Origin of the sequence: Microbacterium sp. AG790 (genome assembly GCF_003634765.1) — a bacterium.
Taxonomy (GTDB): Bacteria; Actinomycetota; Actinomycetes; order Actinomycetales; family Microbacteriaceae; genus Microbacterium.
In genome coordinates, this window is sequence record NZ_RBWZ01000010.1 from 1 (window position 1) to 25,116 (window position 25,116).

At 69.7% G+C, this 25,116-nt stretch carries 28 protein-coding genes; 8 read left to right on the forward strand and 20 right to left on the reverse strand.

Annotation, left to right across the window (positions count from 1 at the left end):
- Positions 1-64: 64 nt before the first annotated feature.
- Together DEU37_RS11100 and DEU37_RS11105 are read right to left on the reverse strand one after the other, a co-directional pair.
- Positions 65-604, reverse strand: coding sequence for a restriction endonuclease subunit S (locus tag DEU37_RS11100; protein ID WP_121190748.1), 540 nt, complete (start codon positions 602-604; stop codon positions 65-67).
- Positions 601-2,055: a class I SAM-dependent DNA methyltransferase gene (locus DEU37_RS11105; RefSeq protein ID WP_121190749.1), complete on the reverse strand. Its 1,455-nt coding sequence runs from the start codon at positions 2,053-2,055 to the stop codon at positions 601-603. Before DEU37_RS11105 ends, DEU37_RS11100 begins: the two co-directional genes overlap by 4 nt.
- A 161-nt stretch (positions 2,056-2,216) precedes the next feature.
- Between DEU37_RS11105 and DEU37_RS11110 the strand changes: the two genes are divergently transcribed.
- Together DEU37_RS11110 and DEU37_RS11115 are read left to right on the forward strand one after the other, a co-directional pair.
- Positions 2,217-3,095: a hypothetical protein gene (locus DEU37_RS11110; protein WP_121190750.1), complete on the forward strand. Its 879-nt coding sequence runs from the start codon at positions 2,217-2,219 to the stop codon at positions 3,093-3,095.
- A 123-nt stretch (positions 3,096-3,218) separates the two neighbouring features.
- Positions 3,219-4,379 (forward strand): low temperature requirement protein A, encoded by a 1,161-nt coding sequence (locus tag DEU37_RS11115; RefSeq protein WP_121190910.1) that lies wholly within the window; start codon positions 3,219-3,221, stop codon positions 4,377-4,379.
- On the opposite strand, the gene DEU37_RS11120 is transcribed toward DEU37_RS11115, so the two are convergent.
- From DEU37_RS11120 to DEU37_RS11130, 3 genes are all read right to left on the reverse strand, one after another.
- Positions 4,352-5,008, reverse strand: a complete 657-nt coding sequence (locus DEU37_RS11120) for a peptidase M23 (protein ID WP_259457259.1) — start codon at positions 5,006-5,008, stop codon at positions 4,352-4,354. The two genes, DEU37_RS11115 and DEU37_RS11120, sit on opposite strands and share 28 nt — an antisense overlap.
- Positions 5,009-5,097: 89 nt before the next feature.
- Entirely contained in the window at positions 5,098-5,985 is an 888-nt protein-coding gene (locus DEU37_RS11125; RefSeq protein ID WP_121190751.1) for a DMT family transporter, read from the reverse strand.
- Positions 5,986-6,020: 35 nt separating this feature from the next.
- Positions 6,021-7,283: a serine hydrolase gene (locus DEU37_RS11130; protein ID WP_121190752.1), complete on the reverse strand. Its 1,263-nt coding sequence runs from the start codon at positions 7,281-7,283 to the stop codon at positions 6,021-6,023.
- A gap of 147 nt (positions 7,284-7,430) precedes the next feature.
- On the opposite strand from DEU37_RS11130, the gene DEU37_RS11135 reads away from it, so the two are divergent.
- Together DEU37_RS11135 and DEU37_RS11140 are read left to right on the forward strand one after the other, a co-directional pair.
- Positions 7,431-7,742, forward strand: coding sequence for a DUF2470 domain-containing protein (locus DEU37_RS11135; RefSeq protein ID WP_005051782.1), 312 nt, complete (start codon positions 7,431-7,433; stop codon positions 7,740-7,742).
- Between the two features lie 83 nt (positions 7,743-7,825).
- Positions 7,826-8,485: a heme oxygenase (biliverdin-producing) gene (locus DEU37_RS11140; RefSeq protein WP_121190753.1), complete on the forward strand. Its 660-nt coding sequence runs from the start codon at positions 7,826-7,828 to the stop codon at positions 8,483-8,485.
- A gap of 100 nt (positions 8,486-8,585) precedes the next feature.
- Here the strand turns inward: DEU37_RS11140 and DEU37_RS11145 are convergent, their stop codons facing one another.
- The gene (locus DEU37_RS11145) at positions 8,586-9,971 is read right to left on the reverse strand and encodes an ATP-dependent RecD-like DNA helicase (RefSeq protein WP_396652201.1); all 1,386 of its coding nucleotides are present in this window, start codon (positions 9,969-9,971) and stop codon (positions 8,586-8,588) included.
- Positions 9,972-10,018: 47 nt separating this feature from the next.
- Here DEU37_RS11145 and DEU37_RS11150 point away from each other — a divergent pair, with 47 nt between their 5' ends.
- Positions 10,019-11,116 carry a hypothetical protein gene (locus DEU37_RS11150; RefSeq protein ID WP_121190912.1) on the forward strand — a complete coding sequence of 366 codons (1,098 nt, stop codon included), beginning with the start codon at positions 10,019-10,021 and terminating at the stop codon, positions 11,114-11,116.
- A 20-nt stretch (positions 11,117-11,136) separates the two neighbouring features.
- Here the strand turns inward: DEU37_RS11150 and DEU37_RS11155 are convergent, their stop codons facing one another.
- The 6 genes from DEU37_RS11155 to DEU37_RS11180 all read right to left on the reverse strand — a co-directional run bounded on the left by DEU37_RS11155 (position 11,137) and on the right by DEU37_RS11180 (position 16,030).
- Positions 11,137-13,125, reverse strand: coding sequence for a cytochrome c oxidase assembly protein (locus DEU37_RS11155; RefSeq protein ID WP_220699846.1), 1,989 nt, complete (start codon positions 13,123-13,125; stop codon positions 11,137-11,139).
- A 93-nt stretch (positions 13,126-13,218) separates the two neighbouring features.
- Positions 13,219-13,497, reverse strand: coding sequence for an HU family DNA-binding protein (locus DEU37_RS11160; protein ID WP_005051774.1), 279 nt, complete (start codon positions 13,495-13,497; stop codon positions 13,219-13,221).
- A 360-nt stretch (positions 13,498-13,857) separates the two neighbouring features.
- Positions 13,858-14,163 (reverse strand): 30S ribosomal protein S14, encoded by a 306-nt coding sequence (gene rpsN / locus DEU37_RS11165; RefSeq protein WP_005051773.1) that lies wholly within the window; start codon positions 14,161-14,163, stop codon positions 13,858-13,860.
- 4 nt (positions 14,164-14,167) lie between these two features.
- Complete coding sequence (gene rpmG / locus DEU37_RS11170; protein WP_005051772.1) at positions 14,168-14,338, reverse strand: 50S ribosomal protein L33; 171 nt, start codon at positions 14,336-14,338, stop codon at positions 14,168-14,170.
- Positions 14,338-14,574: a 50S ribosomal protein L28 gene (rpmB, locus tag DEU37_RS11175; protein ID WP_005051771.1), complete on the reverse strand. Its 237-nt coding sequence runs from the start codon at positions 14,572-14,574 to the stop codon at positions 14,338-14,340. Before rpmB ends, rpmG begins: the two co-directional genes overlap by 1 nt.
- A 211-nt stretch (positions 14,575-14,785) precedes the next feature.
- Complete coding sequence (locus DEU37_RS11180) at positions 14,786-16,030, reverse strand: MFS transporter (RefSeq protein WP_121190755.1); 1,245 nt, start codon at positions 16,028-16,030, stop codon at positions 14,786-14,788.
- 83 nt (positions 16,031-16,113) lie between these two features.
- Here DEU37_RS11180 and DEU37_RS11185 point away from each other — a divergent pair, with 83 nt between their 5' ends.
- Positions 16,114-16,986: a LysR family transcriptional regulator gene (locus tag DEU37_RS11185; RefSeq protein WP_121190756.1), complete on the forward strand. Its 873-nt coding sequence runs from the start codon at positions 16,114-16,116 to the stop codon at positions 16,984-16,986.
- A gap of 4 nt (positions 16,987-16,990) precedes the next feature.
- Here DEU37_RS11185 and DEU37_RS11190 read toward each other — a convergent pair whose 3' ends face one another.
- From DEU37_RS11190 to DEU37_RS11225, 8 genes are all read right to left on the reverse strand, one after another.
- Complete coding sequence (locus tag DEU37_RS11190) at positions 16,991-17,662, reverse strand: DNA-3-methyladenine glycosylase (protein ID WP_121190914.1); 672 nt, start codon at positions 17,660-17,662, stop codon at positions 16,991-16,993.
- The gene (locus DEU37_RS11195; RefSeq protein WP_121190757.1) at positions 17,659-19,083 is read right to left on the reverse strand and encodes an Ig-like domain-containing protein; all 1,425 of its coding nucleotides are present in this window, start codon (positions 19,081-19,083) and stop codon (positions 17,659-17,661) included. Before DEU37_RS11195 ends, DEU37_RS11190 begins: the two co-directional genes overlap by 4 nt.
- On the reverse strand, positions 19,073-19,897 hold the full coding sequence (locus tag DEU37_RS11200; protein WP_183043665.1) for a TIGR03943 family putative permease subunit: 825 nt from the start codon (positions 19,895-19,897) through the stop codon (positions 19,073-19,075). Before DEU37_RS11200 ends, DEU37_RS11195 begins: the two co-directional genes overlap by 11 nt.
- Positions 19,890-20,900 carry a permease gene (locus DEU37_RS11205; RefSeq protein WP_121190758.1) on the reverse strand — a complete coding sequence of 337 codons (1,011 nt, stop codon included), beginning with the start codon at positions 20,898-20,900 and terminating at the stop codon, positions 19,890-19,892. Before DEU37_RS11205 ends, DEU37_RS11200 begins: the two co-directional genes overlap by 8 nt.
- A complete protein-coding gene (locus DEU37_RS11210) occupies positions 20,890-21,312 on the reverse strand; it encodes a Fur family transcriptional regulator (protein ID WP_005051758.1) in 423 nt (140 codons plus the stop codon). The genes DEU37_RS11205 and DEU37_RS11210 overlap by 11 nt, the downstream gene beginning before the upstream one ends.
- A 69-nt stretch (positions 21,313-21,381) precedes the next feature.
- The gene (locus DEU37_RS11215; protein ID WP_121190759.1) at positions 21,382-22,242 is read right to left on the reverse strand and encodes a metal ABC transporter permease; all 861 of its coding nucleotides are present in this window, start codon (positions 22,240-22,242) and stop codon (positions 21,382-21,384) included.
- On the reverse strand, positions 22,239-23,045 hold the full coding sequence (locus DEU37_RS11220; protein ID WP_121190760.1) for a metal ABC transporter ATP-binding protein: 807 nt from the start codon (positions 23,043-23,045) through the stop codon (positions 22,239-22,241). The genes DEU37_RS11215 and DEU37_RS11220 overlap by 4 nt, the downstream gene beginning before the upstream one ends.
- 29 nt (positions 23,046-23,074) lie before the next feature.
- On the reverse strand, positions 23,075-24,016 hold the full coding sequence (locus tag DEU37_RS11225) for a metal ABC transporter solute-binding protein, Zn/Mn family (protein WP_121190761.1): 942 nt from the start codon (positions 24,014-24,016) through the stop codon (positions 23,075-23,077).
- Positions 24,017-24,177: 161 nt separating this feature from the next.
- Here DEU37_RS11225 and DEU37_RS11230 point away from each other — a divergent pair, with 161 nt between their 5' ends.
- On the forward strand, positions 24,178-24,804 hold the full coding sequence (locus DEU37_RS11230) for a manganese efflux pump MntP family protein (protein WP_121190762.1): 627 nt from the start codon (positions 24,178-24,180) through the stop codon (positions 24,802-24,804).
- A gap of 74 nt (positions 24,805-24,878) precedes the next feature.
- Complete coding sequence (locus DEU37_RS11235; RefSeq protein WP_005051750.1) at positions 24,879-25,109, forward strand: hypothetical protein; 231 nt, start codon at positions 24,879-24,881, stop codon at positions 25,107-25,109.
- Positions 25,110-25,116 lie beyond the last annotated feature (7 nt).

The window sequence follows — 25,116 nt, forward strand, 5'->3', positions numbered from 1 at the left end:
AGTGCGGGAACTAGACAGCTCCACTCTCGACCGGGAGGTCCTCACCCGTCTATCGCGTCACACCTCAACCAACGTCCCTGGGCAGCACAGCTAGCGGAACCCGCGTCGAGATGCCACTGAACATCGCCTCGAAGACGGTCTCCGCGAGCGAGTCGAGGTGGGCGAGAACCTGGCGGCGCTTGGAGCGGATCGCGTCGGCCCGGTCGAGCATCGCGGCAATCCGCCGCTGCTCGTCTAGAGCCGGCACTGACACGGGTATGCGATACACGTCGTCTCGATTGAGCCCAGGAACCGCCGCAGATTTGTTCATGCTCGCGAGCGGCAAAGAGGTGAGCAGCCAGTAGACCCATCGAAGATCAAGACCGGCCGTCTTCAGCTTGACGTAGTATGCGGTGTCGATCGGCCAAGCGGGCCCGTCGACCCACGTGATCGACCCAATGCTCCCCTTCCGGCCGACCACAATGGTCTGGTCTGTGGTGATGGCTTCCGAATGGGCCCCGACGACTCCCCCTGAACCGACGACAGGCACGCTACCGCCAGAGCGGTCTTCGGCTTTCAGCGCCTTTCCGTAGGCCAGTTCCAGCAGGTCCCCCACGGTGTTCACGACAGCATCGCCTTCAGTTCGGCGAGGTCGGCGGCGATCTCGGCGTCCAGATTCTCGATGTCGGCGATGATGTCGAGCGGAGCGCGGTGCTCGACCTCTTCGTGGACGACTTCCTTGTACCGATTGAGGGAGAGGTCATATCCCTGCGCGACGATGTCGGCCTTCGGAACGAAGAACGACGGGTCGGTGCGCGCACGATCCTTCTCGCCATCCCGGTTGCGCCACCGCGCGAGCACATCGGGCAGGTCGTTCGCTTCGACCGGGTTGCGCTTGTCGTCGAGGGAGAATCCGTCGGCGCGCACGTCGTAGAACCACACGTCATCGGTGCCGCCGGAGTTCGTCTTGGTGAAGAACAGGATCGCCGTCGAGACACCGGCGTAGGGCCGGAAGACACCCGAGGGCAGCTTGACCACCGCATCGAGCTTCTGGTCTTCGATGAGCATCTTGCGCAGCGCCTTGTGCGCGGTGCTCGACCCGAAGAGGACGCCATCGGGCACGATCACAGCGGCACGCCCACCGGGCTTGAGCAGCTTGAGGAAGAGAGCGAGGAACAGCAGCTCCGTCTTCTTCGTCTTGACGATGCGCTGCAGGTCCTTCGCGGTGGACTCGTAGTCGAGCGACCCTGCGAACGGCGGATTGGCGAGGATGAGCGTGTACTTCTCGGCATCCGTCGCCGCCCCCTCGGACAGGGAGTCGCGATAGCGGATGTCGGGCGCCTCGATGCCATGCATGAGCATGTTCATGCTGCCGATGCGAAGCATGACGTTATCGAAGTCGTACCCGTGGAACATCGAGTGGTGGAAGTGGCGACGCTGCTCGGCGTCGAGCAGCGCGTCTGCGTGCGTGTCGCGCACGTACTCGGATGCCGCGACGAGGAATCCGGCGGTACCGCACGCCGGGTCGCAGATCTCATCACTCGGAGTCGGTGCAGTCATCCGCACCATGAGCTCGATGATGTGGCGCGGTGTACGGAACTGGCCGTTGACACCGGCCGACGCGATCTTAGACAGCAGGTACTCGTAGAGGTCGCCGTTGGTGTCGCGGTCGGTCATCGGGATGCCGTCGAGCATGTCGACGACCTTGGACAGCAGCGCCGGGGTCGGGATGGTGAAGCGGGCGTCCTTCATGTGCTCGCTGTAGGTGGTGCCGTCGCCCATCTGGCGAAGGAACGGGAACACCGCGTTGCCGACGATGGTGAACATGACCTCGGGCGAGGTGTTCTTGAAGTGACCCCACCGCAGCTCGGACTGTCCGGGCAGAAAAACGGGGTCCTCGAGCGGCGTGCCCGTGGTGCGAGCCTTCTTCTCTGCGAGCGTCTGGATGTCGTCGAGACGACGGATGAACAGCAGGTAGGTGATCTGCTCGATGACTTCGAGTGGATTGCTGATCCCGCCCGACCAGAAGGCGTCCCACACGCGGTCGATCTTGCTCTTCAGTTCACCTGTGATCACGTGAGCAACCTTAGCCACGGTCGCCGATCGCTTTCGCGGCGCGGAGCGTCTGAGCCCCAACGAGCCGGCTCCGCTCCTCAGCAGCCCGCCCTACCTCTGGACGCATCAGCATCTGCCGCATTGCTCTCTCGCAGAAGAGGGACCCTCATAGGCTGGAAGCCATGAGTCTCATCGACCCGAAAGCCGCGGCCGCCGCACGGGATCGAAAGCTCGTCGGCTCGCCACGGGCACTGACGGCCACGATCCTCTGGGGGCTCGCCGGCTTCGCCGCCGCGACGGTCATCGGCTTCGGCATCGGCGGCTTCTTCGACCAGGTGCGCGTCGTGTCGATCAACAGCGTGTTCAGCACCTGGGACGGCGGCATCCCCGTCGCCGTCCGATCGACGGCGCTGCCGGTGGGCATCATCGGCAGCATCATCACGATGGGCGTGTACTCGGCGTGGAACCACCGCTACACGGGCCGGCGCACGTACTACGCCTTTCTCGGCCCGGCATCGATCGTCCTTCTCGGCCTCGCGACCGGCGTGCTCCTCTCGCTTCCGATGTGGGCGATGCCGCATGCCGTGGGCGTCGCCGTCGACCCCGTCTTCCACGAGGACGAGGCCTGGGGCTTCGGCGCGTGGATCATGTACGCGGGCATCTGGTGGCTGCCCGGCATCTTCATCGCCCTGGGTCTCACCAGCATCATCGGCCGCCTGCGTGCCCAGCGCTTTCGCCGGCGCAACACCGACCTCGCTGCTGGACTCCTCACGACCGGCCGGCTCGTCGACGCCGAGGTGACCTCGTCGCCGCAGCTGTCGACCGAGGCCATGGCCGCCTCGCGCGCGGCGGTGTCCCTCAACTTCGCGTTCGACGACGCTCAGGGCGCGCGCCGCTGGGTCACGTGCCTGGCCCTCCTGCCCCCGCGCGAGGTGCCCACCGAGGGCGCGTCGCGTCCTCTGGTGTTCGACCCCCGCACGCCCTCGGACGTGAAGCGGATCTTCGTCTCACCGACCGGCGACCTCGAGCCCTCGGCGTTCGTCGCCGTGCGCGCCGCCTGAATCGGACACCGACGCCGGCGCGCCTGGTATCTTTCCCCGTGCCGCGCACCGCACGGGGGCGGCGATCGGGGGATCATGACGCACGACGCCGCTCCGCACCGCACACGCTGGGGGCTGCGACGGATGACAGCGCGCGACGCGGGCGAGCAGCACCGCGCTGCCAGCCCGCTCGAGCTCTTCTTCGACCTGGTGTTCGTGGTCGCCGTGTCTCTGTCGTCCCAACAGTTGCACCACATGGAATCGCACGGCCACCTCGGCGCGGGGGTGGGCAGCTACCTCATGCTCTTCTTCGCCATCTGGTGGGCGTGGATGAACTTCACCTGGTTCGGCACCTCGTTCGCGGTGGACGACTGGGCCTACCGCGTGACGACCATCGTGCAGATGGCGGGAGTGCTCGTCCTGGCCAGCGGCAGCGCCGCTGCGATGGAACATCAGGACTTCACGATCGTCACTCTCGGCTACGTGATCATGCGGTTGGCGATGGTCGGGCAATGGCTGCGCGCGGCGGCATCCGTGCCCGAGTTCCGTCGCGTCTGCCTGCGCTACGCCGCCGGCATCACCGTCGTGCAGGTCGCGTGGGTGCTGCGGCTGCTGCTCCCGCCGACGGCGGGCCTCGTCGCATTCGTCGTGCTGGTGGCGGCCGAGGTCCTGGTGCCGGTCTGGGCCGAGCATCGCGAGCACGCACCGTGGAACGCCCACCACATCACCGAGCGCTACAGCCTGTTCACCCTGATCCTGCTCGGCGAGTCGATCCTCGCCTCCGCCGGGGCGATCATCGAGGCATTGCAGAAGCAAGAGCACCTCGCCGAGCTCATCGTCGTGTCGGTCGCCGCGCTGGTGATCGCGGCGGGCATGTGGTGGGTGTACTTCTCCCGCGAGCACACCGGACACATCCGCACCCTCGGATCCTCGATCCGCTACGGCTACTTCCACTACGCGATCTTCGCCGCCGCCGGCGCCTTCTCGGCCGGCATCGAGATCGCCGTCGACGACATCGGTCACGAGGCGCACCTGTCGAGCACCGCCGCCCACGCGACCCTGACGGTTCCCGTGGCCCTCTTCGTCCTCGGCATCTGGGCGCTGAACCTGCGCACCCAGCTCACCGCGACCGGCAACACGATCCTGCTGCTCGGCGTGGCGGCGATCGGCGGGGCGACCTTCCTGCCGTCATCGCTCGGCATGCTGCTGGTCGCCGCAGCCGGAACCGTAGCCGCAGTCGTCGCGGTCGAGACGGGACGACCGCCGACGCACGCCCGTCAGAGGCAGGTGTCGACGACGGTCTGATCGTCGAGCACGGCGACGATGCGCTCGGCCAGCGGCCAGTACGGGGCGTAGTGCGTCGGATCGCGATTGATCTGCACGCGATGGGCGACCTCCGTCGGCTCCGTGGCCGACCGCTCCGGCTCGGGCACTTTCTCGGCCATGGCACGGTAGAACAGGCTCGCCGCCGTGTACGGGTCGAGCCGCTGCTCACGCGTTCCCCAGCCGTCCTGCTGCTGAAACAGACCGATCGAGGTCGTGCGCGAGCCGTCCGGGTTGGTCACTCCGCTCGTCTCCCAGTCCCCGTAGTCGATGTTCTGCAGACTCGACTCTCCCAGCGCCGTCATCACCGCGATCGTCTGGTCCCGCACAGGCAGTCCGGCATCGCGGCCGGCCGCCACGATGCTGCGTGCGTTGTCGAGCTGCTGCCGCCCGAATCCCTCGGCCTCCGCGCAGACGGCGGCATGGCGCACGGCCTGCCCGATCGCGACCCCCGCCACGCCCAGCCCGACGGCGAGCACGGCGACCACCGCCAAGGCGACCGCCCGCCGACGACGCAGCTGCCGCCGCCGCCGGGCGCTGAGCGCCGGGCGACGAACGGATCGACGCCTCGCCGAGCCGCCGCGGCCGGATGTCGAGGAGCGCGGGGTCACCGCGGCATCCTGTCATGCGCGACTATCCGTCACCCGAACGTCGGCTGATCACCGCCCGGCGGGCACCCGAAGATGGGGATGGCGCCGCCTCAGCCGATCGGCTCCACGGCGTCGCGCACGCGGCGCCCGGCGGCGCGCACGGCGCCGATGGATGCCGCGATCACCAGGACGATTCCCACGATCTCCAGCCACGCGAGATGCTGTCCGAGCAGTGCCCAGCCGGCCAACGCCGCGACCGCCGGGGCGAGCGACATCAGAATGGCGAACGCCGCCGCCGGCAGGCGCCGCAGCGCGATCAGCTCGAACGCGTACGGCAGCGTCGACGACAGCAGGGCGACCGCGGCGCCGAGCGCGAGCATCTCCGGCCGCAGCAGCGCTGCACCCGCCTGGACGATGCCGAACGGCAGCGACAGCACGGCGCCGATCGCCATCGCGATGGCCAGCCCGTCCAGGCGCGGGAACGCGGCGCCCACGCGCGCCGACGCGAGGATGTAGATCGCCCAGCTCGCCGCGGCGCCGAGCGAGCACAGCACGCCGAGGAGGTCGAGTCGATCCCATCCGCCGCCGGCCAGGGCGACGACGCCGATGAGTGCGACGCCGGCCCACAGCCAGGACGAACGACGGCGCCCGGCGATGATCGACAGCGCGAGCGGGCCGAGCACCTCGATCGTGACCGTCACTCCCAGCGGCAGACGTTGCAGCGCGAGGTAGAACAGCCCGTTCATCGTGCCCAGGACGACGCCGAACACGATGACATCGCGCCACGCGTTCGCCCCGTGTCCGCGCAGCCGTGGGCGTGCGACGGCCAGAAGGATCAGCGCGGAGAACGCGAGGCGCAGCATCACCATGCCCAGGGCGCCGACGTGCGGGAACAGCGTGACCGCGATCGCGGCGCCGCCCTCCTGACACACCAGTCCGGCGGCGACGAGGCCGACCGCGGCCGGCGCTCCAGATGCGGGTGTGCGCGCGGCGCTCACGCGGCGCTCATCGGCAGCTCACACCGTGCTCGATGTCACGGGATCGGGCATACCGCGGCGGCGGTGACCTGCGCGGCCATGTCCTCCGCCGTCCACGGCAGCCCCGCCTGCGGGGCGGTGCGTCCCGAAGCCGCCGGCGCCTTCGACGCGATGGCCGCGAGCTCCCACGCGAGACTGCGGACGAGGTCGCTCGACGCCCGCGAGTTGTTCAACGTGACGACGACGCTCATCCCGGTCGTGCTGTCGGCGAACGCGGCCGTCAACGCACCGGGGACCGAGCCGTACTGCCCAATGAGGCTGCCGGCTTGGTACGCCCCGCCGCGCGCGGTGAACCACGACGGACCGTTCGCGACCGCCGGCAGCGGGTTCTCGAAGCGGCCCGGCGCGTCGTAGGGACGGAGCCCCATCGCCAGCGCCTGCACGTATCGACCCGTGTCGGTGAGATCGCTGATGACACCGGATGCCGTGAAGCCGGCACTCGACGACAAGCCGACCACCGGGGTGGGAGCGGTGCACGCCGCGCTGCCATCGGCCGCGGTTCCCGTCCACAGGCCGTCCAGCTCGGCGGTGCCGTCGTCGGGCAGCGACGAGGAGGTCATCCCGTTCGGACCGAACACGTACTGCTGATAGAGCTGCGACGCGGTCTTGCCGGTCGCGCGCTCGAGGGCGAAGCCCAGCAGCACGTACCCGGTGTCGGAGTCGGCGAACACGGTTCCGGGCTGGGCGGTCAGCCCGCGCGACATCCCGAAGGCCATCAGCTCCCGCGGCGTCCAGACACGGGAGGGAGTGGCGCGTATGCGCGCGTCGATGCTCGGATCGTACGGACCGATACCCGACGTCGAGTCGCAGAGCTGACCGAGCGTCAGGCCGTCCCGAGCGCCCTGGTCGCCGAGGCCCGTCACATACTTGCCGACCGGGTCGTCCAGCGACACCACGCCGTCGTGGACGAGTCCGTAGAGCACGTCGCAGGTCATCGACCGTGTGACCGCACCGGCGTGAAAGGTCATCGCGTCGTTCACCGCGGCGCCGCCGGGAGCGACCGTGCCGATGCCGGCATCCCAGACACCCGCCCACGGAACGCGCACGCCCACGATCGCGGCCGAAGCCCCCGAGGCCGCCACCGCACGCTCGACGGCCGTCTGCAACTGGGTCTGCACATCGCCGCCGATGGCGGCATCCACCTGATCCGGCAACGGCAGCGACACCGTGTCGGTCGACGAGCACGCGGCCAGCGCGATCGCCACCGCGAGCGTGCCGGCTACCGCCGCAAGACGCCGCGATCGACGAAAAGCCCGCATCCTCACCCCCTGGTCAGTCCTTTCAGCGTAGATCACGATGCGCGGACGACCCGACGCCGTGACGCTCCTGTGACGAATCCGTCGCGGGAGCCATTGCGCCGGCGCAGACCCGTGGCACCGCGCACACCCGCCCCTAAGGTGGGTGCCATGGCGCACACCTTCGACGACGACACTCTGACCGGCGTTCTCGGCCACATGAACGACGACCACTCCGACGACAACCTGCTCATCGCGCGGGCGTTCGCGCCGGAGGTCGACGTCGTGGCATCAGAGATGGTCACGTTCGACGGCGCGGCCGGTCAGTGGCATGTCACGCTCGCCGACGGCGGCGAGGACGTCATCCGTGTCCCCTGGCCCGGAGGGCAGATCAGCGAGCGTCGGGACGTGCGCCGCGAGATCGTCGCGCTGTACGACGAGGCGTGTGCACGACTGGGGATCACTCCGCGCCCGCACGGATGACCGCGGGGGCCGTCCAGCCGCTCAGCGATCCCGCAGGCAACCTTCAGTTTAGGTGAGCCTTAGTTTCAGATACACTGACGGCTGTGACCGAGCCGATCCCGTTCTCCACCGCCCTGCGCGAGCGTTCGCGCACCGCCCACTCCGGCAGCGAGCACGCCGGGTTCATGGACGACCTCATGCGCGGCCGCGGCACGCGCGACGACTACGTCGCGCTCGTCGCCCAGCACTGGTTCATCTACGAGGCCCTCGAGGCCGCCGCCGACGCGATGCGCGATGACCCGGTCGCCGCGCCCTTCATCAGCGAGAAGCTCACGCGCCTGCCCGCCATCGAGGCGGATCTCGCCTTCCTCATCGGCGACGACTGGCGCGAACGCATCGCGCCGCTGCCGACGACCCGCCGCTACGTCGAGCGCATCCGCGCGGTGGGCACGACCTGGCCGGGCGGCTTCGTGGCCCATCACTACACCCGCTACCTCGGCGACCTCTCCGGGGGCCTGTTCATCGGAAAGCTCATGGCGCGCCAGTTCGGCTTCGAGACGAACGGCATCGGCTTCTACCTCTTCGACCAGATCGCCGACCCCGCCGCTTTCAAGGACGTCTATCGCGAGCAGCTCGACGCCGTCGCATGGGATGCCGAGGAGCGCGAGCGCGTCATCGACGAGGTGCTGGCCGCGTACCAGTTCAACACCGACCTCTTCGTCGATCTCGCCACCGCGAAGGCCGCCGCCGCGGCATCCGTCTGACCCCGCGTTTCGACTCCTCGCTGCGCTCATCGCTCACCGACCGGGAGCCGCCCCCCGGTCGTTGAGCGAGCGCAGCGAGTCGAAACGCCCCGCGGGCCGGTCAGAAGCCCGCGGCGCGGACCCCGGCCATGAATCGGCGGACGTCGGCATCCACGAGGATGTCGCTCGGGCGCAGCGGACGCGACAGGTAGAGGCCGTCGAGCGAGGTCAACCGCGACAGCGCCACGTACGTCTGCCCGGGTGCGAACGCTCCCGAGCCCAGGTCGATGACGGCGCGGTCGTACGTCTTGCCCTGCGACTTGTGGATCGTCACTGCCCAGGCCAGTCGCAGCGGGAACTGCGTGAACTCCGCGACGATCTCGCGGGTGAGCTTTCGCGAGCCCGGGTCGTACGCGTAGCGGAACCTCTCCCAGACGGCCGGCTCGACGTCGACCTCTTCACCGTCCAGCTCGACCCGCACCGTGCCCCCGGCGATGCGCGTGACGGTGCCGATCGAGCCGTTCACCCAGCGCGGGCCGTCGCCGCGACCGCCCACATCGTTGCGGAGGAACATGACCTGCGCGCCCACCTTCAGCTGCAGCTCGGTGTCGGCGGGATACGACGCCTCGCCCCGCCCGAAGTCGCCGCTGACGTCGGCACGCGCCGTCTGCACCGGGCCGGGCAGGGCGTCGAGGTGGCGCTGGTTGATGCGCGACACGATGTCGTTGCGGGTCGCCAGGGTGATGATGGGAGGCTCGCCCTCGACCGGTTCGGGCACCGGGCGGGCACCCGCGGCGTTCAGCATGCCCGCGATCTCGGCGGTTACGACCCCGTGGCGGACGGCGTTGAGCATCGCCTTGAAGCCGTCGTCGGCCTGGCGGTGGATCTGGCGCAGTTCGCGGATGTGCAGGGGCGCCCCGACGCGGCCGAGATCGAGCAGCCCGTCGGAGCGGATCGCCGAGCCGTCCGCCGAGGGGCCTGCCCACACCTGGGCGTCGAAGAACCAGAACGAGCGGTAATGATCCTGGATGTAGCGCAGCTCATCGCCGCGCGGCGGCACGGGCGAGAGCTGGTAGGGGTCGCCGAACATGATGATCTGCACGCCGCCGAACGGCTCGGAGCGCCGGCCCCGCGCCTGGCGGAGCGAGCGGTCGATGGCATCCATCAGGTCGGCGTTGACCATCGACACCTCATCGATGACGAGGGTGTCGATCGCCTTGAGCACCCGGCGCGCGGGTTCGGACTGCTCGAGCTCGCTGTCGGCGATGAGGCCGATCGGCAACCGGAAGAGGGAGTGGATCGTCTGTCCCTCGACGTTCAGGGCAGCCACCCCCGTCGGGGCGCAGACGGCGATCTGCTTCTCGGTGTTCCAGGCCAGATGCTGCAGGAGAGTGGACTTGCCGGTGCCCGCGCGCCCGGTCACGAAAACGTGCTCCCGCGTGTCCTCGATGAGGCGGAAGAGCTCCTCCTGCTCGGCGGAGAGGGAGGGGATGCTCACCGGATCCATGCTAGCCATCAGGAAGGGTTTCCTAGACTGGAGCTGTGGACGGGGTGGTGGGTGATGACGTGCGCGCCGCGGAGGCGGGCGCGGATGCCGCGACGCGCCGTTCCCCGGCCCGTCGCGGAAGCCGCCGACTGGCGTTCGACCTGACCGCCCTGTCGGTCGTCGGTCTGCTCCTGGTGGGCGCGATCGGGGCGGCGACCGCCACGGTGTACCGCGATCTGTACAGCCCCGGCGCCTTCGTCACGCGCTATCTCGATCTGCTCAGCCAGGGGCGCGTCCCCGAAGCCCTCGCCCTGCCCGGCGTGCCGATCGAGTCCTCCGATCTCACGGATGCCGGGCTTCCCACCGATGCGAGCGAAGCCCTCCTGCGCCGCGCGGCGCTTGCCCCGCTCAGCGACATCCGGGTGGTCGGCGAGCAGGAATCCGACGGGGTCGAGCTCGTGACGGTGTCGTACCACGCCGGCCCGCACTCCGGCACGTCCACGTTCCGCGTGGAGCGGGCGGGGTGGGTCGGACTGGCACCGACCTGGCGATTCGCGCAGAGCCCGCTGGCGGTGATCGATCTGACCCTGCGCGGCGCCACCGCCTTCTCCGTGAACGGGTTCGCGGTCGACACCCGACAGGTCTCGCCCAACGGCACGAACGCCGATCCGCTGACCCCGGTCGCGCTGCTCGTGTTCTCGCCCGGCCTCTACTCGATCTCGGTCGACACCCCGGTCTCGTCCAGCCCGGGAGTGGCGGTTCTGTCCGATACGCCGCAGGCCGAGGTGCCCGTGGACATCCAGACCCAGCCGACCTCCACCTTCGTCGATGTCGTACAGGAGCGCGTCGAGTCGTTCCTCACCGCCTGCACGACCCAGCAGGTGCTGCAGCCCACCGGGTGCCCGTTCGGGCTGCAGGTGCGCAACCGCATCCTCGAGCCCCCGGTGTGGTCCATGGTCGACCAGCCCAAGATCTCCCTCCAGCCCGATGGCGCCGGATGGTCGATCGTCCCCGCGAATGCCGCGGCGCACGTGGTCGTCGACATCAAGTCGATCTTCGACGGCTCGGTGACCCACGTCGACGAGGACGTGCCGTTCCGGGTCGGCGGCACGATCACGATGCTCCCCGACGGGACCGCCTCGATCCAGGTGCAGTCCGGCGGCTGAGCCCGACGGGGCTGCCGCCGTCAGCGTGTGAGGCGGGCTTCCCGTGCGTCGCGGGCCGCGAGCTGCGAGAGCTTCGCGTTGTACGCCTCCAGCTCGGCATCCCCCGTCCGATCCGCATGACGATCGCCCCGACGCTGGGCACGCTCATCGGTGCGACTCCACTGGATCGCCACGGTGATCGCCAGGATCAGGGTCGGGATCTCGCCGATCGACCACGCGATGCCGCCCCCGGTGTACTGGTCCACCAGCGGGGCCTCCCCCCACGTGCGCCCCATCGAGCCGAACCACTCGGCCACGAACAGTCCCGACGACATCATGATCGAGATGCCGAAGAACGCGTGCATCGCCATCACACCGATCAGCGTGAGCAGCCGGAACGGGTAGGGGTAGCGCAACGGCACGGGGTCGATGCCGACGAGTGACTGCACGAACAGGTAGCCCGAGATGAGGAAGTGGGCGACCATCCACTCGTGTCCCAGGTGGTCGTAGAGCGTCCAGCGGAAGAGGTCGGTGTAGTAGAACGCCCAGAGCGATCCGACGAACATCGCCGCCGCGAACAGCGGGTGGGTGACCACGCGGGCGAACGGCGTGTGCACCGCCCACAGGATCCACTCACGCCCCCCGCGCGAGCCGTCGTCGCGCTTGGCGATGGCCCGGGAGGCCAGGGTGACGGGGGCGCCGAAGACGAGCATCATCGGAATGGCCATCGTCAGCAGCATGTGGCCCATCATGTGCATGCTGAACAGATAGTCCTGATAGGCGTTGATCGGACCGCTCGTCACCCAGAGCAGGGAGAGCATGCCCAGCACCCACAGCAGCGTGCGGTAGATCGGCCAGCGATCACCCCGGCGGTGCAGACGCCACGCACCGGCGAGGTAGAAGAAGAGGCCGAAGCCGACGGCGAACGCCCAGAGGATGTCGATGTCCCACTGCGTGAACCAGCGCGAGATGGTCAGTTCGGGGGGCAGGGGCACCTCGGTGAGGATCTCCGCCGGCGTCTTGACGTCGGGAAGGCGCGTGTCGACCGGCGGCGGCGTGCGCGACAGCGCCACCGCCGCTCCGCTGGCGATGCCCATGAACACGAGTTCGAGCGTCACCAAACCCCAGAACCGCCGCGACGAGCGCTCTGCGCTCGGCTTCTCGTCCCGCTGAATGCGGGAGATGAGCCCGGTGCGGTACCGCGCGCCGAGCGCCCCCATCAGCAGCAGGGCGACCACCTTCACGCCGAGCAGGACCCCGTAGGCGGACAGCAGGTACTTGGGCTCGACGATGCCGACGGCCGCGCGCGCGACCCCCGAGAGCGAGACGACGACGAAGGCCACCAGGGCGATGCTCGAGTACCGCGCGAGGGCGTCGCCCAGCTCGGCGCCGCGCAGCTGGGGTCGCAGCACCGTCAGCAGCAGCAGGCCGCCGAGCCAGGCGGCGGCCGCGATGATGTGCAGCGCGAGTGCGGAGACGGCGATGTTGTGGCCGGCGTCGTCGCCGGAATGGCCCTGCGTCGCCATCGGCACGAGGCTGGCGATCGCCAGCGCGGCGACGAACAAGGTCGAGATCCATCCGCGGACGGCGAAGGTGAGCACCGTCAGCGCGGCTCCGGCAAGCGTGGTCAGCGCCCAGGCGCGGCCCGGGTCGGTCGACACGAGAAAGCGCCCCAGCTGGCCGCCGAACTCGGCACCCGCGTTCGGGGTGGCGTTGAAGATGTTGACGAACGTGAAGAAGGCGGTGAACCCGCTCGCGACGGTGAAGAGGGCGGCCGAGATGGATGCCACGTCCAGCGCCGTGTCGAAGGGGCGCTCCCCGGCGCGCAGCGCGAAAAGCGCGAGCACAAGGGATCCGATCATGCCCGCCGCCGACAGGTTCACGCCGAGGGTGACGATCGGCAGCCCCCAGCGCACGACCGGACCGGCGTCGCCGACGAGCAGCGGGGCGGCGCCCCCACCGCACAGGAGCCCGAGCACGAGGGAGACGAGGGCGGCCGCGACGAGGATCGCCGGGCCCACGAAACGCATCACACGGGTCGGGATCACCCGTCCAGCCTACGCGGCGCCGGACACGCCAAAGGGGGGATGCCGAGCGGCATCCCCCCTTGTGAAGGGCCGTGCTTACTTGACGGCGGCCTTGAGCTTGGAGCCCGCGGTGACCTTGACGCGCTTGCCGGCGGCGATCTTGATCTCCTCGCCCGTCTGCGGGTTGCGGCCCGTGCGCGCGGCGGTGGCGACCTGCTCGAACGAGAGGAAGCCGGGGATCGTGACCTTCTCGCCCTTGGCGACGGCCTCGGAGACAGCCGAGAACAGGCCGTCGACGACGCGGCCGACGGTGGCCTGGCTCTCGCCGGTGGCGCTGGCGATGCTTGCGACGAGCTCAGTCTTGGTGATAGCCATTGGGGTTGTCCTCCAGACGGCAGCGAATGCCGCCTTCAGTGAGATCGGACCGGACGGCGAACGCCCGGTTTGGTCGATGGGACCGCACCCGAATATACCTACGATCCCCGGAAATCCGCGGATTTACGCCCCCCTGAGGTCATCTTCCCCGGCGTGTCGGCATCGAATGGTGACGGATGAGGCTGGTGTGACCGCGGCATCCGCCTGCTGCTCGGCCCCGGATTCGGAGGTCGACACCGGAATCGGATGCCGCGGCCCGCCCCGTCCGCATCCGTTGCCGATCTCCGAATCCGCTGCCGGACGGGAACGCAGAAGGCCCGCCCCTGACGGGACGGGCCTTCGAAACGTGTGCGTCGGTGCTTACCAGCTCGACTTGGTCACACCGGGCAGCTCGCCCTTGTGCGCCATGTCGCGGAAGCGGACACGCGAGATGCCGAACTTCGAGAGGTAGCCGCGGGGGCGACCGTCGATGGCGTCGCGGCCACGCAGGCGCACGGGCGACGCGTTGCGGGGCAGCTTCTGCAGGCCGACGCGGGCGGCCTCGCGGGCCTCGTCGGTCGCGTTCGGGTCGACGAGGGTCTTCTTCAGCTCGGCACGCTTCTCGGCGTAACGGGCGACGACCTCCTCGCGCTGGTTGTTGCGCGCGATCTTGCTCTTCTTGGCCATGAGATCAGCGCTCCTCTCGGAATTCGACGTGCTTGCGGATCACCGGGTCGTACTTCTTCAGCACGATGCGGTCGGGGTTGTTGCGACGGTTCTTACGCGTCACGTAGGTGTACCCCGTGCCGGCGGTCGACCGGAGCTTGATGATCGGACGAACGTCCTGAGCCTTCTTCGCCATTAGAGCTTCACACCCTTCGCGATGAGGTCCTTGACGACCGACTCGATGCCGCGGGCGTCAATGACCTTGATGCCCTTGGCCGACACGTTCAGCGTGATCTTGCGACCGAGCGAAGGAACGTAGTAGGTCTTCTTCTGCACGTTCGGGTCGAAGCGGCGCTTCGTCCGGCGGTGCGAGTGCGAGATGTTGTGACCGAAGCCGGGAACAGCTCCGGTCACCTGGCACACTGCTGCCATAGTGATTCTCCTTAGTACCGTGACACCGGACGGTGCCACCCAAGATCCCTTGTCTGCATCCCAGGTGGGATCGGACTCCTCCGCCGGTCGTTGAGCGAGCCGGAGGCGAGTCGAAACGTGGTGGGATACGAACTGCGTGCTGGAGTGCGCGCAGACAAAGAGTCAGTCTAGCACGGCCGGGCGTGTCGGCTTGACGTGAGCCGGTCGCCGATCAGGCGGCGAGGCGGCGCACCATCCGCGGGGTGGCGACGGAGATCAGCACCAGCACGAGCCCGGCGAAGATGCCGAGGACGACGGGGAGCGGAAGCCAGGCGAGAGCGGCGCCGATCAGCAGGGTCGGCACGGCGAGTCCGACATAGGCGATCAGGAAGATCGCCGCGAGCACCTCGCCGCGGGAGCCCGTCGGCGCGAGCGACCCGGCGACGCCCAGCGACGCCCGGAACATCACGCCCACGCCCGCCCCCGCCGCGATCCCGCCGATCACGAACGGGGCCAGGGCGCCCATCGCGACGGCGACCGCGACGAGCGCGATCCCGGCACCCATGAGGATCCACGACAGCAGCAGCTGACGACGCAGGGTGAGACGCACGGTGAGCACCTGCGCGACGGCCGCCGACATGAACACAGCGAACGGCACCGCCCCGGCGGCGAGGCGCGACGTGACACCCATGGCCTGGGCCAGCACGGTCGGGGTGAGGGCCATCATGAGGCCGAACACCGCGAATCCGGTGAACGCCCCGGTGCCCGCTGCCCAGAACGCGCCGCGTGCGGCTGCCGGAATGGCGATGCGCTGCGGACGGTAGCGCCGCCGCTGCCCGCGGTCGACGGTCTCGGGAATCGCCGCGGTGGCCACGAGGGCGATGACGAGCAGCACGAGGAACACCGCGTACGGCGTCTCCAGCGGAGCGGGCACCCACGTGATGAGCACCCCCGCCACGAGCGGTCCGACGGCGAGTCCCCCGATGTTCGCGAAATTGGAGACGACCGGGGCGATCGTCGACGACGGCACCGCGACGGCGCGCAGTTCGGCGATGTGCGCCGTGGCGGTGGCGGTCAGCCCGCCGATGCCGATGCCCGACACGAATCGGGCGACGATCAGTCCCGTGACGTCCTGCCAGAGCAGGAACATGACGGCGGCGACGATCTCGACGGCGAGTGCGGCGAGGAAGACGGACCGTCGGCCCCACCAGTCGCTGACGTGGCCAACGAGGTAGAGGCTCACGGCGACCCCGACGGCATACGCGGCGAAGATGACCGTCACCACGATCGGCGAGAAGCCGTCGCGCTGCTGATAGAGCGCGTAGAGGGGGGTGGGGATGGTCGAGAACGCCATCGCGACGGCGAAGGACAGCACGGCCGTCCAGAAGCCGGCGGAGTGCGCCGCGCGCGAGCGGCGCGGGGAGGGCGCGGATGCCGGGGCGAGCGCCTCGGCGGCGGGGAGGCTGGTGGTGGTCATGACCTCAGGATGCACTCTCGGCTGCATCGAGTCCAACGAATTCGAATGATGCATTGCATCGACATCATCGATAGTTTGGCGAGGTGGACACCCGCCTTCTGGAGTACTTCGTCGCCGTCGCCGAAGAGTCGAGCTTCACGCGTGCCGCGGCCCGCCTGTACGTCGTGCAGTCGACGGTGTCGGCCGGCATCCAGACCCTCGAGCAGCGGATGGGAACCCGCCTCATCGAACGCTCCGGACGGCGCGTCGCGCTCACCGCCGCCGGCGAGCAGCTGCTGGAGCCCGCTCGTGAGATCGTCGACGCGACGAGCCGACTGCAGAGCGCGGCGACCGGTCGCGTCGAGGGCCTGCTGCGCGTGGGCATCTTCGTGAATCTCCCGACCCTGCGCATGCCCGAGCTGTTCGCCGCGTTCCGCGCGCAGCATCCCCTCGTGCGCCTGCGGCTGGTCTCGTCGCCGTCCGGCTCCACCGGCCTCGCCGACGACCTGCGGCGCGGCCGGATCGACCTCGCCTTCATGGGACTGCCGGCGGCGGAGCTGCCCGACCTGGAGACGGTCGAGCTCGTACGCTCGCCCTTCGTGGCACTGCTCCCCGATGGGCATGCACTCAGCGCGCTGCCGGAGGTTCCCCTCGAACTCCTGGCGGCAGAATCATGGATCGACGCTCCGCACGGCTTCGGTCACCGCGTGCTCCTCGAACGCGCCCTGACCCGCGCCGGGCTGGTGCGCGAGGTGGCGACCGAGGTCTCCGCCGTCGGCGACATCCCCGCGTTCGTCGCCGCCGGTTTCGGCGTGGCGCTCGCGCCGCAGGTGCTCGTCGTCCCGACGCCCGGCACGATCGCGGTGCCCGTCACGCCGGTGATCGAGTGGCCGCTGAGCGTGAGCACCCGGCCGCATGCCGGACCGGCGGCGGTGGCGCTGCGCGCGGTCATGCTGCAACGGTTCGCCGTCGGCTGACGAGTCAGCGCGTCGGACCCGCCCCGCGCCCCCAGCGGAACGGCGAGACGGTCGGGTCGCCCGCGACCCAGAACCGCCAGGGGAACGCGGCTGTCCCCGCGACGCCCGCCACCCCGACGCGAGGTCCCGCCTCGATGTCGGAGCGGGCCGCCACCGGCAGCCACAGACGGGCGACGGCGCCGGCCCGCGGGACGCCCGCGATCGCGTCGATGCCGTCGTGCACGGGATGGCGCAGGCCCACGGCATCCCCGAGCCGGCCGGGCCCGCGTGCCAGATCCCGGGCGGCGCGCGCGGCGGGTCGGCGGGCGAAGGCGGCGTCCTCGCCCGCGATCACCTCCCCCGCGCGCAGCAGGACGGCCCCGGCCTGCCCGTCGGGAGCGCAGACGACGTTGACGCAGGAATGGATGCCGTGGCTGAGGTAGACGTAGAGGTGGCCCGGCTCGCCCCACATCGTGGCGTTGCGAGCCGTTCGCCCCATCCGCGCGTGCGATCCGGGATCGGGCTCGGCTCCCGTGCCGGCGCCGTGGTACGCCTCCACCTCGGTGAGGCGCACGGCGACCAGCGCGTCGCCGACGGTGACCTCCAGCACCCCGCCGAGCAGGCGTGGCGCAACCTCCACCGGCAGCGCCGCGAGCGCCGCGCGGGTCGCGGGGATCAGGCCGGACCGCTCACTCATGTGCGAGGCGGCGTCTGACACCACGAGATGTCGAAGCCCGCGAGCGCGCCGACCTCGGTTCCCGCCTCCGGGCCGGAGAGGGCCACGACGTGGGTGCGCAGGTGCGTCGGCATCGGCAGCTTGTACCCGTCGTACGGGTTCGACACGGCATCCGGGGCCACGAGGAACGCGGCGTACCGCCCGCTCGGAGACACGCACGACTGGATGAGGATGTCCTTCGGGTCGACGGAGAAGACCGGTGTCGCCTTTCCCGCGGTGTCGACGACGTTGACGGTGGTCGAGCGCACCGTGAAGCCGTCGACGACGGCCAGCACCCGCAGCGTGTCGCCGTTGCTCATCGGCACCATCTTGTTGGTCTGCCCCAGCGCCTTGTCGGTCGGCGGCAGGTCCACCTGTTTGGCCGTGGCCAGATCGATGGCCGCGGGTCCTTCCACACGCTCGACGATCGCGGTGGTCGTTCCGCGGGCGATGCCGTCGATCGAGACGGCGTTGCCGAGGGTGACGGGGTCGGCGCCGGACGGGGAGATGAGGGTGAGGGCGCCGTCGTAGGTGAGCATGAGGATGCTGTCGGTGCCGGGGACGAACCGCCAGTCGTCGACGCGGGACTCGCCGCCGCTGCGCTGGATCATCGTCGGCTGCGCAGCGCCCTGCGCGGTGGCGAGCGACGCCGTGAACAGCCGGGCTTCACGGGCGCCGGACGTGCCGACGGTCGCATCCGTGTAGGTGTAGCCGACGAGATCGCCACGATCGGCGCTCTGCAGGTCGGTGACCGTGCCGTCGCCGGGGAGGGGGAGCTCACGCTCGTTCCCCCCGTCGAGATCGGTGACCACGAGGTGCGACTTCTTGTCATCGTCGAGCGTCGACATGACGAGATGGCCGGCGGTGGCGCGGAAGTCCTCGATGTGCGCGTTCGTGTAGACCGGCTCGGGGTCCTGACCGGCGAGGCCGGTGCGCAGGATGCGGTCGCCGCCGTCGCCCCGCTGCAGGACGAAGGCCTGCAGCGTCGGGGTGGTGAAGCTCTGTGAGACGGATGCCGTCGGGCCACCGCCGATGCCGCTCACCCCGGCGATCGTCACCGTGTACGAGGTGTCGTCCCACAGCGGCTGGGTGAAACGGATGCCGACGCTGCGTCCGGACGTGTCCACGGTGAACGGCGCGGCGGGCGAGACCGTGACCTGGGCCGGGGTGATCTTGGCGAGGGACTGCGTGGTCGTGATGATCAGCCGCGATCCGGCCGCGCTGACCGCGGCATTCGGGTCGACACTCACGTTCGTCACGCGCGGCCCCTGCGCGACCGTCACCGCGGCGCCGGCGAGACCGACGACGGCCAGCGCGGCCACGACGATCGCGAACCCCGCGAGGAAGGCACGGGAGCGGCGGCGGCGTGTGCGCTCACGACGCGTCGCGCGCTCAGTACTCATACGGATCCTTGGGTTGATCGACCGTCTGCACGGAGGCCGGCTGGATCTGCAGTCGTCCCCCCGCATCGCGGATCGTGCCCGTCACGGTGACCCACGTGCCGGTGGCCGGGATGTCGCCGGAGGCGACCGGCACACTCGCCGGCTGCGCGTCGATGACACAGTGCGTGATCACCAGGCGGGTGAGCCCGAACCCACCGTCGGTGGGGGTCACGAAACCGGTGAGGGTGATGGTGTCGCCGTCGAACGCCTCGGGGTTCGTCGCCGTCGCGAACACGCTCGCCCACTCCCCCACGCCGAACTTCGAGGTGTCGCCCGTGGAGGCCAGCGCCACGGTGTCGGAGCCCTGGAACAGCGGCGGGGCACCCGTATCGCGCTGCATCGCGAGTTCGGCGGACAGCGTCGCCGGTGGAGTCAGCATGATCGCCGCGACCACGCCGACCGACAGGACGCCGCCGGTCACCGTCGCCGTCGCCGCCCACACCCCGCGGCGAGCGTGGTCGTGCCCATGGTGGTGCTCATGCCCGCCGCCGGTTCTCGAGCGTGCGGAGCGCGTCGGAGCGTCGTCGCCGTGGTCGTGGTTGTGGTCGTGATCGTTGCCGTGGTCGTGCCCGTGGTCGGACTCGGCGCCCTTCGGCAGGGCGAAGCTGATCACCGTGCCGACGAGGGCGATGACCGCCATCGGCACCGCGAACCAGTTCGACGAGGGGTTGATGTACAGCGCCAGCTGGCCGTTCAGCCACAGCACCACCGTGACCGCGGCGAGGCCCGCAGCCAGTCCCACCCCGAGCAGGCGCGATCCGATCAGCTCACGCAAGGAGGTTCACCACCGATCCGACGGCCACGGCGAACAGCACGACGATCACGACCAGCCCGGCCAGCACCTTGGAGCGGAAGGTGGTGCGCAGCAGCGCCAGCATCTTCACGTCGACCAGCGGACCGACCAACAGGAACGCGACGATCGAGCCGGGCGTGAAGGTCGACGCGAACGAGAGCGCGAAGAAGGCATCGACGTTCGAGCAGATCGACACGATCATCGCGAGCGTGATCATGGCCACGATCGACAGCGCCGGGTTGGATCCGATCGCCAGCAGCGCCGAGCGGGGCACGAGCACCTGCACGGCCCCGGCGAGGGCCGAACCGATCACCAGCGCGGGCATGACGGCGCGCAGCTCGACGACGAACTGGGCGAGGCTCTGCTGCGCCTTGCCCGGGCCGCCGCCGTGGGCCGCGTTCTCGAGCGAGATCTCGCAGCTGGCCCGGAACCGGTCAGTGATGAGGCCGTCGGGGTCGGGATGCCGGCTGTACAACCAGCCGATGAGGTTCGCGACCGCGTAGCCGCCGAGAAGGCGCGCGATGAGGATGCCGTCGTCGAAGCCGAACGCCTGGTGCGTGGTGATGATCACGATCGGGTTCACGATGGGCGCGGCGATGAGGAAGGTGAGCGTCTCGGCGACCCCCAGCCCGCGCATCATGAGACCGCGGGCGAAGGGGACGTTTCCGCACTCGCAGACCGGGATGAGCATGCCCAGAAGCGACAGCACCGCGCGTCGGGCCCACGGCGCCCTCGGCATCCACCGTTCGATCGCACCCGCCGGCACCCACACCTGCACCACGATCGAGAGCAGCACGCCGAGGATCACGAACGGGAGCGACTCGATCAGGACGCTGATGGAGAGGGTGAGGCCGTCTTGCAGTCGCGTCGGCAGCGCGGGGCCCGGGGCGAGGAAAGCGACCGCGATGAGCACGGCCACCACTGCCGCGCCGATACCGACGACCACGAGGGTGCGAGCCGGCGCGGCGCGCACCTCAGTCGACACGCTCTCCGACCGGCTCGGCGGCGCGCAGCGCGGAGCACGACGCGCAGAGACCGAAGATGTCGACGACGTGCTCGGCGGCGGTGAAACCGTGCGCGGCGGCGGTGCGCTGCGCCCACGCCTCGACCTCGTTCGCCTCGATCTCCACGGCGAGGCCGCAGGAGCGGCAGATCAAGTGGTGGTGGTGACCCGTCGTCGAGCACGCACGATAGATGGCTTCGCCGTCGGGGCTCTGCAGCTGATCGGCCTCGCCGCTGGCGGCGAGCGTCGCGAGCGCCCGATAGACGGTGGCCAGTCCGATGCCGGTGTTCTCGTCACGAAGGGTCGCGTGCAGTGCCTGTGCGCTGACGAAACCGGAGGCATCGGTCAACGCCTCGCGCACGCGGTCGCGCTGCCAGGTGTTGCGCTGGGCCATGCCGGGAGTCTACCCGCGGGGTCTAGGAGCGGGCTGGACGCGTTTCCGGGGTGACGTGGAGCCTCGGCGTCACGCCTCCACCGTGCCCCGCCGGCGCGCGCCGTCGATGACGCGGCAGACGAGATAGATGAGGAACGACAGCGTCGTGATGTAGGGGCTCACCGGCAGCGTCCCGGCGATGGCCAGAAGGATGCCGCCGACCGCCGCCGTAACGCCGAAGCCTGCGGCCAGCAGCGGCACGGCGATCGGACCGGTGGAGACCCGCATCGCCGCCGCCGCCGGCGTCACCAGCAGCGAGAGCACCAGGAGGGCGCCGATGATGTGCACCGCCACCGCCACGACGATTCCCAACAGGATCATGAACGCGAACGAGACCACGGTCGTCGGCACGCCGCGCGCGGCGGCGGACTGCGGGTCGAGCGAGTCGAAGTTCAGCGGCCTCCAGATGAGCAGCAGTCCCACGAGCACGATCGCACTCAAGACGATCAGCACGGTCAGCTGGTCGCTCTGCACCGACACGATCTGGCCGGTGAGCAGGCTGAAACGGTTGGCGCTGCGCCCGTTGTAGAGCGAGATGCACAGGATGCCGATGCCGAGCCCGAACGGCATGAGCACGCCGATGATCGAGTTGCGGTCGCGGGCGCGCGCACCGAGCCAGCCGATGAGACCCGCGGCGATGAGCGAGCCCACGATGGAGCCCGTGACGACGTCGACGCCGAGAAGGAGCGCCGCCGCCGCGCCGGCGAAGGACAGTTCGCTGATGCCGTGCACGGCGAAGGCCATGTCGCGCTGCATGACGAACACGCCGATGAGCCCTCCGACGATGCCGAGCACCGCACCGGCCCACACGGAGTTCTGCACCAGGGCGAGGATGTCGCCGTAGCGCGACATTCCGCCGAACAGCGCGTTGCCGATGTCACCCCAGCTCACGCGACACCTCCCGCGGGCACGGCGACGGCCTCGCCGTGATGGTGGTGATCGGCATCCGAGTCGGGCGCTCCGACCACGACCAGGCGCCCGCCGACGCGGGCGACGTGCACCGGGGTGCCGTACAGGGCGGTGAGGGTCTCGGAGGTCAGCACCTCGTCCGGGCTGCCGAGGGTGAAGCGGCCGCCGGTGAGGTAGAGGATGCGATCGACCTTCTCCAACACCGGGTTGATGTCGTGTGTGACCAGCAGCACGCCGGCGCCGCTGGCGGTGCGGTAGCGATCGATGAGGTCGATCACGTCGCGCTGGTTGGCCAGGTCGAGACTGGTCAACGGCTCGTCGCACAGCAGCAGACCGGGCTCGTCGGCAAGCGCCTGTCCCACGCGCAGACGCTGCTGCTCGCCGCCGGAGAGCAGCCCCACGGGGCGGTCGGCGAAGGCCGCAGCCCCGACGGCATCGATCAGTGTCTGCACACGATCGCGGTCGCCGCGGCGCGGTACCGGGAAGCCGAAGCGGTGACCGTCGACGCCGAGACGCACGAGGTCGCGCCCACGCATGGCCGTGTGCCGGGGCAGGGGCCGCTGCTGCGGGATGTAGCCGATGCGACGGTTTCCGGCCCGACGCACGGGCTCGCCGAGCGCCTCGATCGTGCCCGCACTGAGGCGCTCAAGGCCCAGAACGGCACGAAGAAGCGTGGTCTTGCCGGCGCCGCTGGGACCCAGCACCGCGACCAGCTCTCCCGGCTGCAGCTCGAGGTCGAGGCCGCGCCACAGCTCATGGCCGCTGCGCGAGAGCGCAGCGGCCATGATGCGAAGAGGAAGGGGGGAGGCGGGGGTCACGAACCCAGCGCGGTCTTGATCTGCGTAGCCATGTCAGTCATCCACGATACGTAGTTCTGACCCTCGGGGAGCAGCTCAGAGGCCTTGATGACGGGGACCTTGGCCTCGGCCGCCTTCGCTTCGGCCTGCGTGGTCTCGGCGCCCGCGGCCTGCGCGTTCACGAAGAGGATCTTCACCGAGCCGCTGCCGATCAACGTGAGCGCGTCCAGGAGCGTCGCGGGCGGGACGTCCTGACCCTCCTCGACCGCCTCGCTGAAGGCGGACGGCGTGACGTTCTTCAGTCCGGCGGCCTCGGCCAGGTACAGCGGGACGGGCTCGGTGACGAAGATCTCGGCACCGCTGTGGGCCTTCGAGATGTCGCCCAGGATCGGCGTGACCTTCTCGTCGATGTCACTGCGCAGCGCCGTGGCGTTGGCGGTGAAGACGCTCGCATCGGCGGGGTCGAGCGTGCCGAGCTGCTTGGCGATCTCGTCGGCGACGGCGGCGATGGTCTGCGGGTCGTAGAAGACGTGCTCGTTGAAGCCGTCGACGGCCGCGGAGGGGTCGGAGCCCTTCCACTCCGGCGAGAAGGTGACGGCGCTGATCAGCGGAGCGGTCGACTTCGCGGCATCCTTCAGCGAGGCCATGAACGGGTCGTACCCGCCGCCGTTCTCGATGAGCAGCTGCGCGTTCTGGACGTCGAGCTGATCGGCCGCGGTCGCCTCGAACTCGTGCGGGTCCTTGCTCTCGTCGGCGATGAGCGAGGTGACCTCGACGTGGTCGCCGCCGACCGTCTTGACGATGTCGCCGTACACGTTGGTGGAGGCGACCACACTCATCGTCCCGCCGGAGGAGGCGGAGCCGCTGGGCGACGACGAGGTGGCAGAACTGGAGCAGCCGGCAAGGGCGAGGGCGGATGCCGCGACGAGCGCGGAGAGGAGGACGACGGGACGCTTCATGTCCTCAACCCTAGAACTACTGATAATCGTTATCAAAACCAGGGCGGCCGAAATGCTGTCAGTTCATAGCTTCCGCTTGCCCTGCCCCACGAGTGCCCTCCAGGCTGTACTTCGGCCTCCGTGTCCGACGGCGCTCACGGGCGGCCGTCGCCCGTCCGACCGTGTCGAATCCGGTCACCGTCTTCCCCTTTCGAGGAGCCGTCATCTCTGCCTGGACTCTGTTGTTGTTGGCGCTCGGCGTGTCCGCCGACGCGTTCGCCGTCGCGTTGGGCAAGGGCCTGCAACTGCGGGCACACGTGCTGCGCACGGCGCTCGTGTTCGCGACCGCGTTCGGCCTGTCGCAGGCGATCATGCCGCTGCTGGGCTGGCTGCTCGGTTCGACGTTCGCCGACGCGATCGCGCCGTGGGACCACTGGATCTCGTTCGGTCTGCTCGCCCTGGTCGGCGGAAAGATGCTGTGGGAGGCGCTGAGCCCCGACGCCCCGGTGGATGCCGAGCACCCCGAGCACGTGCACGACATCGAGGCCTTCAGCGGTCGCGAGGTGGTTCTCCTGTCGATCGCGACGAGCATCGACGCCCTCGCCATCGGCGTGTCCTTCGCATTCTTGAACGTCGACGTCGCGATCGCCGTCACCACGATCGGACTCGTCACGTTCGCGCTGTCGTTTCTCGCCGTCTTCGTCGGCTACCGCATCGGTACGCGCTTTCGCCGACCGGCGGAGATCGTCGGCGGCCTGGTGCTGATCGGCATCGGCACGCAGATCCTCATCGAGCACCTCACGGCCTGACCGTCGCAAACGGCTGCGGCACCCCTTTCGCACGCCGGTGACGTGCGACAGACTGTCGATAAGGAGGTGCCCTCATGCGATTGCTCGACCGATTCCGCGCGTGGCGCACGAACCGCAAAGAGAACCCGTACGTTCCGCCCGAAGGCCGGTTCACCGGCAGCGTGCTCACGCAGCTTCCCGGCGTCCGCGGTCCGTCGCTCTGGACGGGCAAGCGCGGCGGCCTCGGCGACGTGCTGCAGCCGGCGAACCTGTCGGGGAACTTCCACCCCGTCGTCGATCCCGTCGACGACCCGCGGGCGCGCTGATCCGACG

What these genes read in the sequence shown, in the direction of transcription:
- DEU37_RS11210 (WP_005051758.1), bottom strand. Translation starts at nt 21,312, where the DNA reads ATGGCCCAGCGCAACACCTGGCAGCGCGACCGCGTGCGCGAGGCGTTG.
- DEU37_RS11160 (WP_005051774.1), bottom strand. Translation starts at nt 13,497, where the DNA reads ATGGCTATCACCAAGACTGAGCTCGTCGCAAGCATCGCCAGCGCCACC.
- DEU37_RS11195 (WP_121190757.1), bottom strand. Translation starts at nt 19,083, where the DNA reads ATGAGTACTGAGCGCGCGACGCGTCGTGAGCGCACACGCCGCCGCCGC.
- DEU37_RS11235 (WP_005051750.1), top strand. Translation starts at nt 24,879, where the DNA reads ATGCGATTGCTCGACCGATTCCGCGCGTGGCGCACGAACCGCAAAGAG.
- DEU37_RS11225 (WP_121190761.1), bottom strand. Translation starts at nt 24,016, where the DNA reads ATGAAGCGTCCCGTCGTCCTCCTCTCCGCGCTCGTCGCGGCATCCGCC.
- DEU37_RS11130 (WP_121190752.1), bottom strand. Translation starts at nt 7,283, where the DNA reads ATGCGGGCTTTTCGTCGATCGCGGCGTCTTGCGGCGGTAGCCGGCACG.
- DEU37_RS11155 (WP_220699846.1), bottom strand. Translation starts at nt 13,125, where the DNA reads ATGCGTTTCGTGGGCCCGGCGATCCTCGTCGCGGCCGCCCTCGTCTCC.
- rpmB (WP_005051771.1), bottom strand. Translation starts at nt 14,574, where the DNA reads ATGGCAGCAGTGTGCCAGGTGACCGGAGCTGTTCCCGGCTTCGGTCAC.
- DEU37_RS11190 (WP_121190914.1), bottom strand. Translation starts at nt 17,662, where the DNA reads ATGAGTGAGCGGTCCGGCCTGATCCCCGCGACCCGCGCGGCGCTCGCG.
- DEU37_RS11145 (WP_396652201.1), bottom strand. Translation starts at nt 9,971, where the DNA reads ATGGATCCGGTGAGCATCCCCTCCCTCTCCGCCGAGCAGGAGGAGCTC.
- DEU37_RS11180 (WP_121190755.1), bottom strand. Translation starts at nt 16,030, where the DNA reads ATGACCACCACCAGCCTCCCCGCCGCCGAGGCGCTCGCCCCGGCATCC.
- DEU37_RS11115 (WP_121190910.1), top strand. Translation starts at nt 3,219, where the DNA reads ATGACAGCGCGCGACGCGGGCGAGCAGCACCGCGCTGCCAGCCCGCTC.
- rpsN (WP_005051773.1), bottom strand. Translation starts at nt 14,163, where the DNA reads ATGGCCAAGAAGAGCAAGATCGCGCGCAACAACCAGCGCGAGGAGGTC.
- rpmG (WP_005051772.1), bottom strand. Translation starts at nt 14,338, where the DNA reads ATGGCGAAGAAGGCTCAGGACGTTCGTCCGATCATCAAGCTCCGGTCG.
- DEU37_RS11110 (WP_121190750.1), top strand. Translation starts at nt 2,217, where the DNA reads ATGAGTCTCATCGACCCGAAAGCCGCGGCCGCCGCACGGGATCGAAAG.
- DEU37_RS11135 (WP_005051782.1), top strand. Translation starts at nt 7,431, where the DNA reads ATGGCGCACACCTTCGACGACGACACTCTGACCGGCGTTCTCGGCCAC.
- DEU37_RS11220 (WP_121190760.1), bottom strand. Translation starts at nt 23,045, where the DNA reads ATGGCCGCTGCGCTCTCGCGCAGCGGCCATGAGCTGTGGCGCGGCCTC.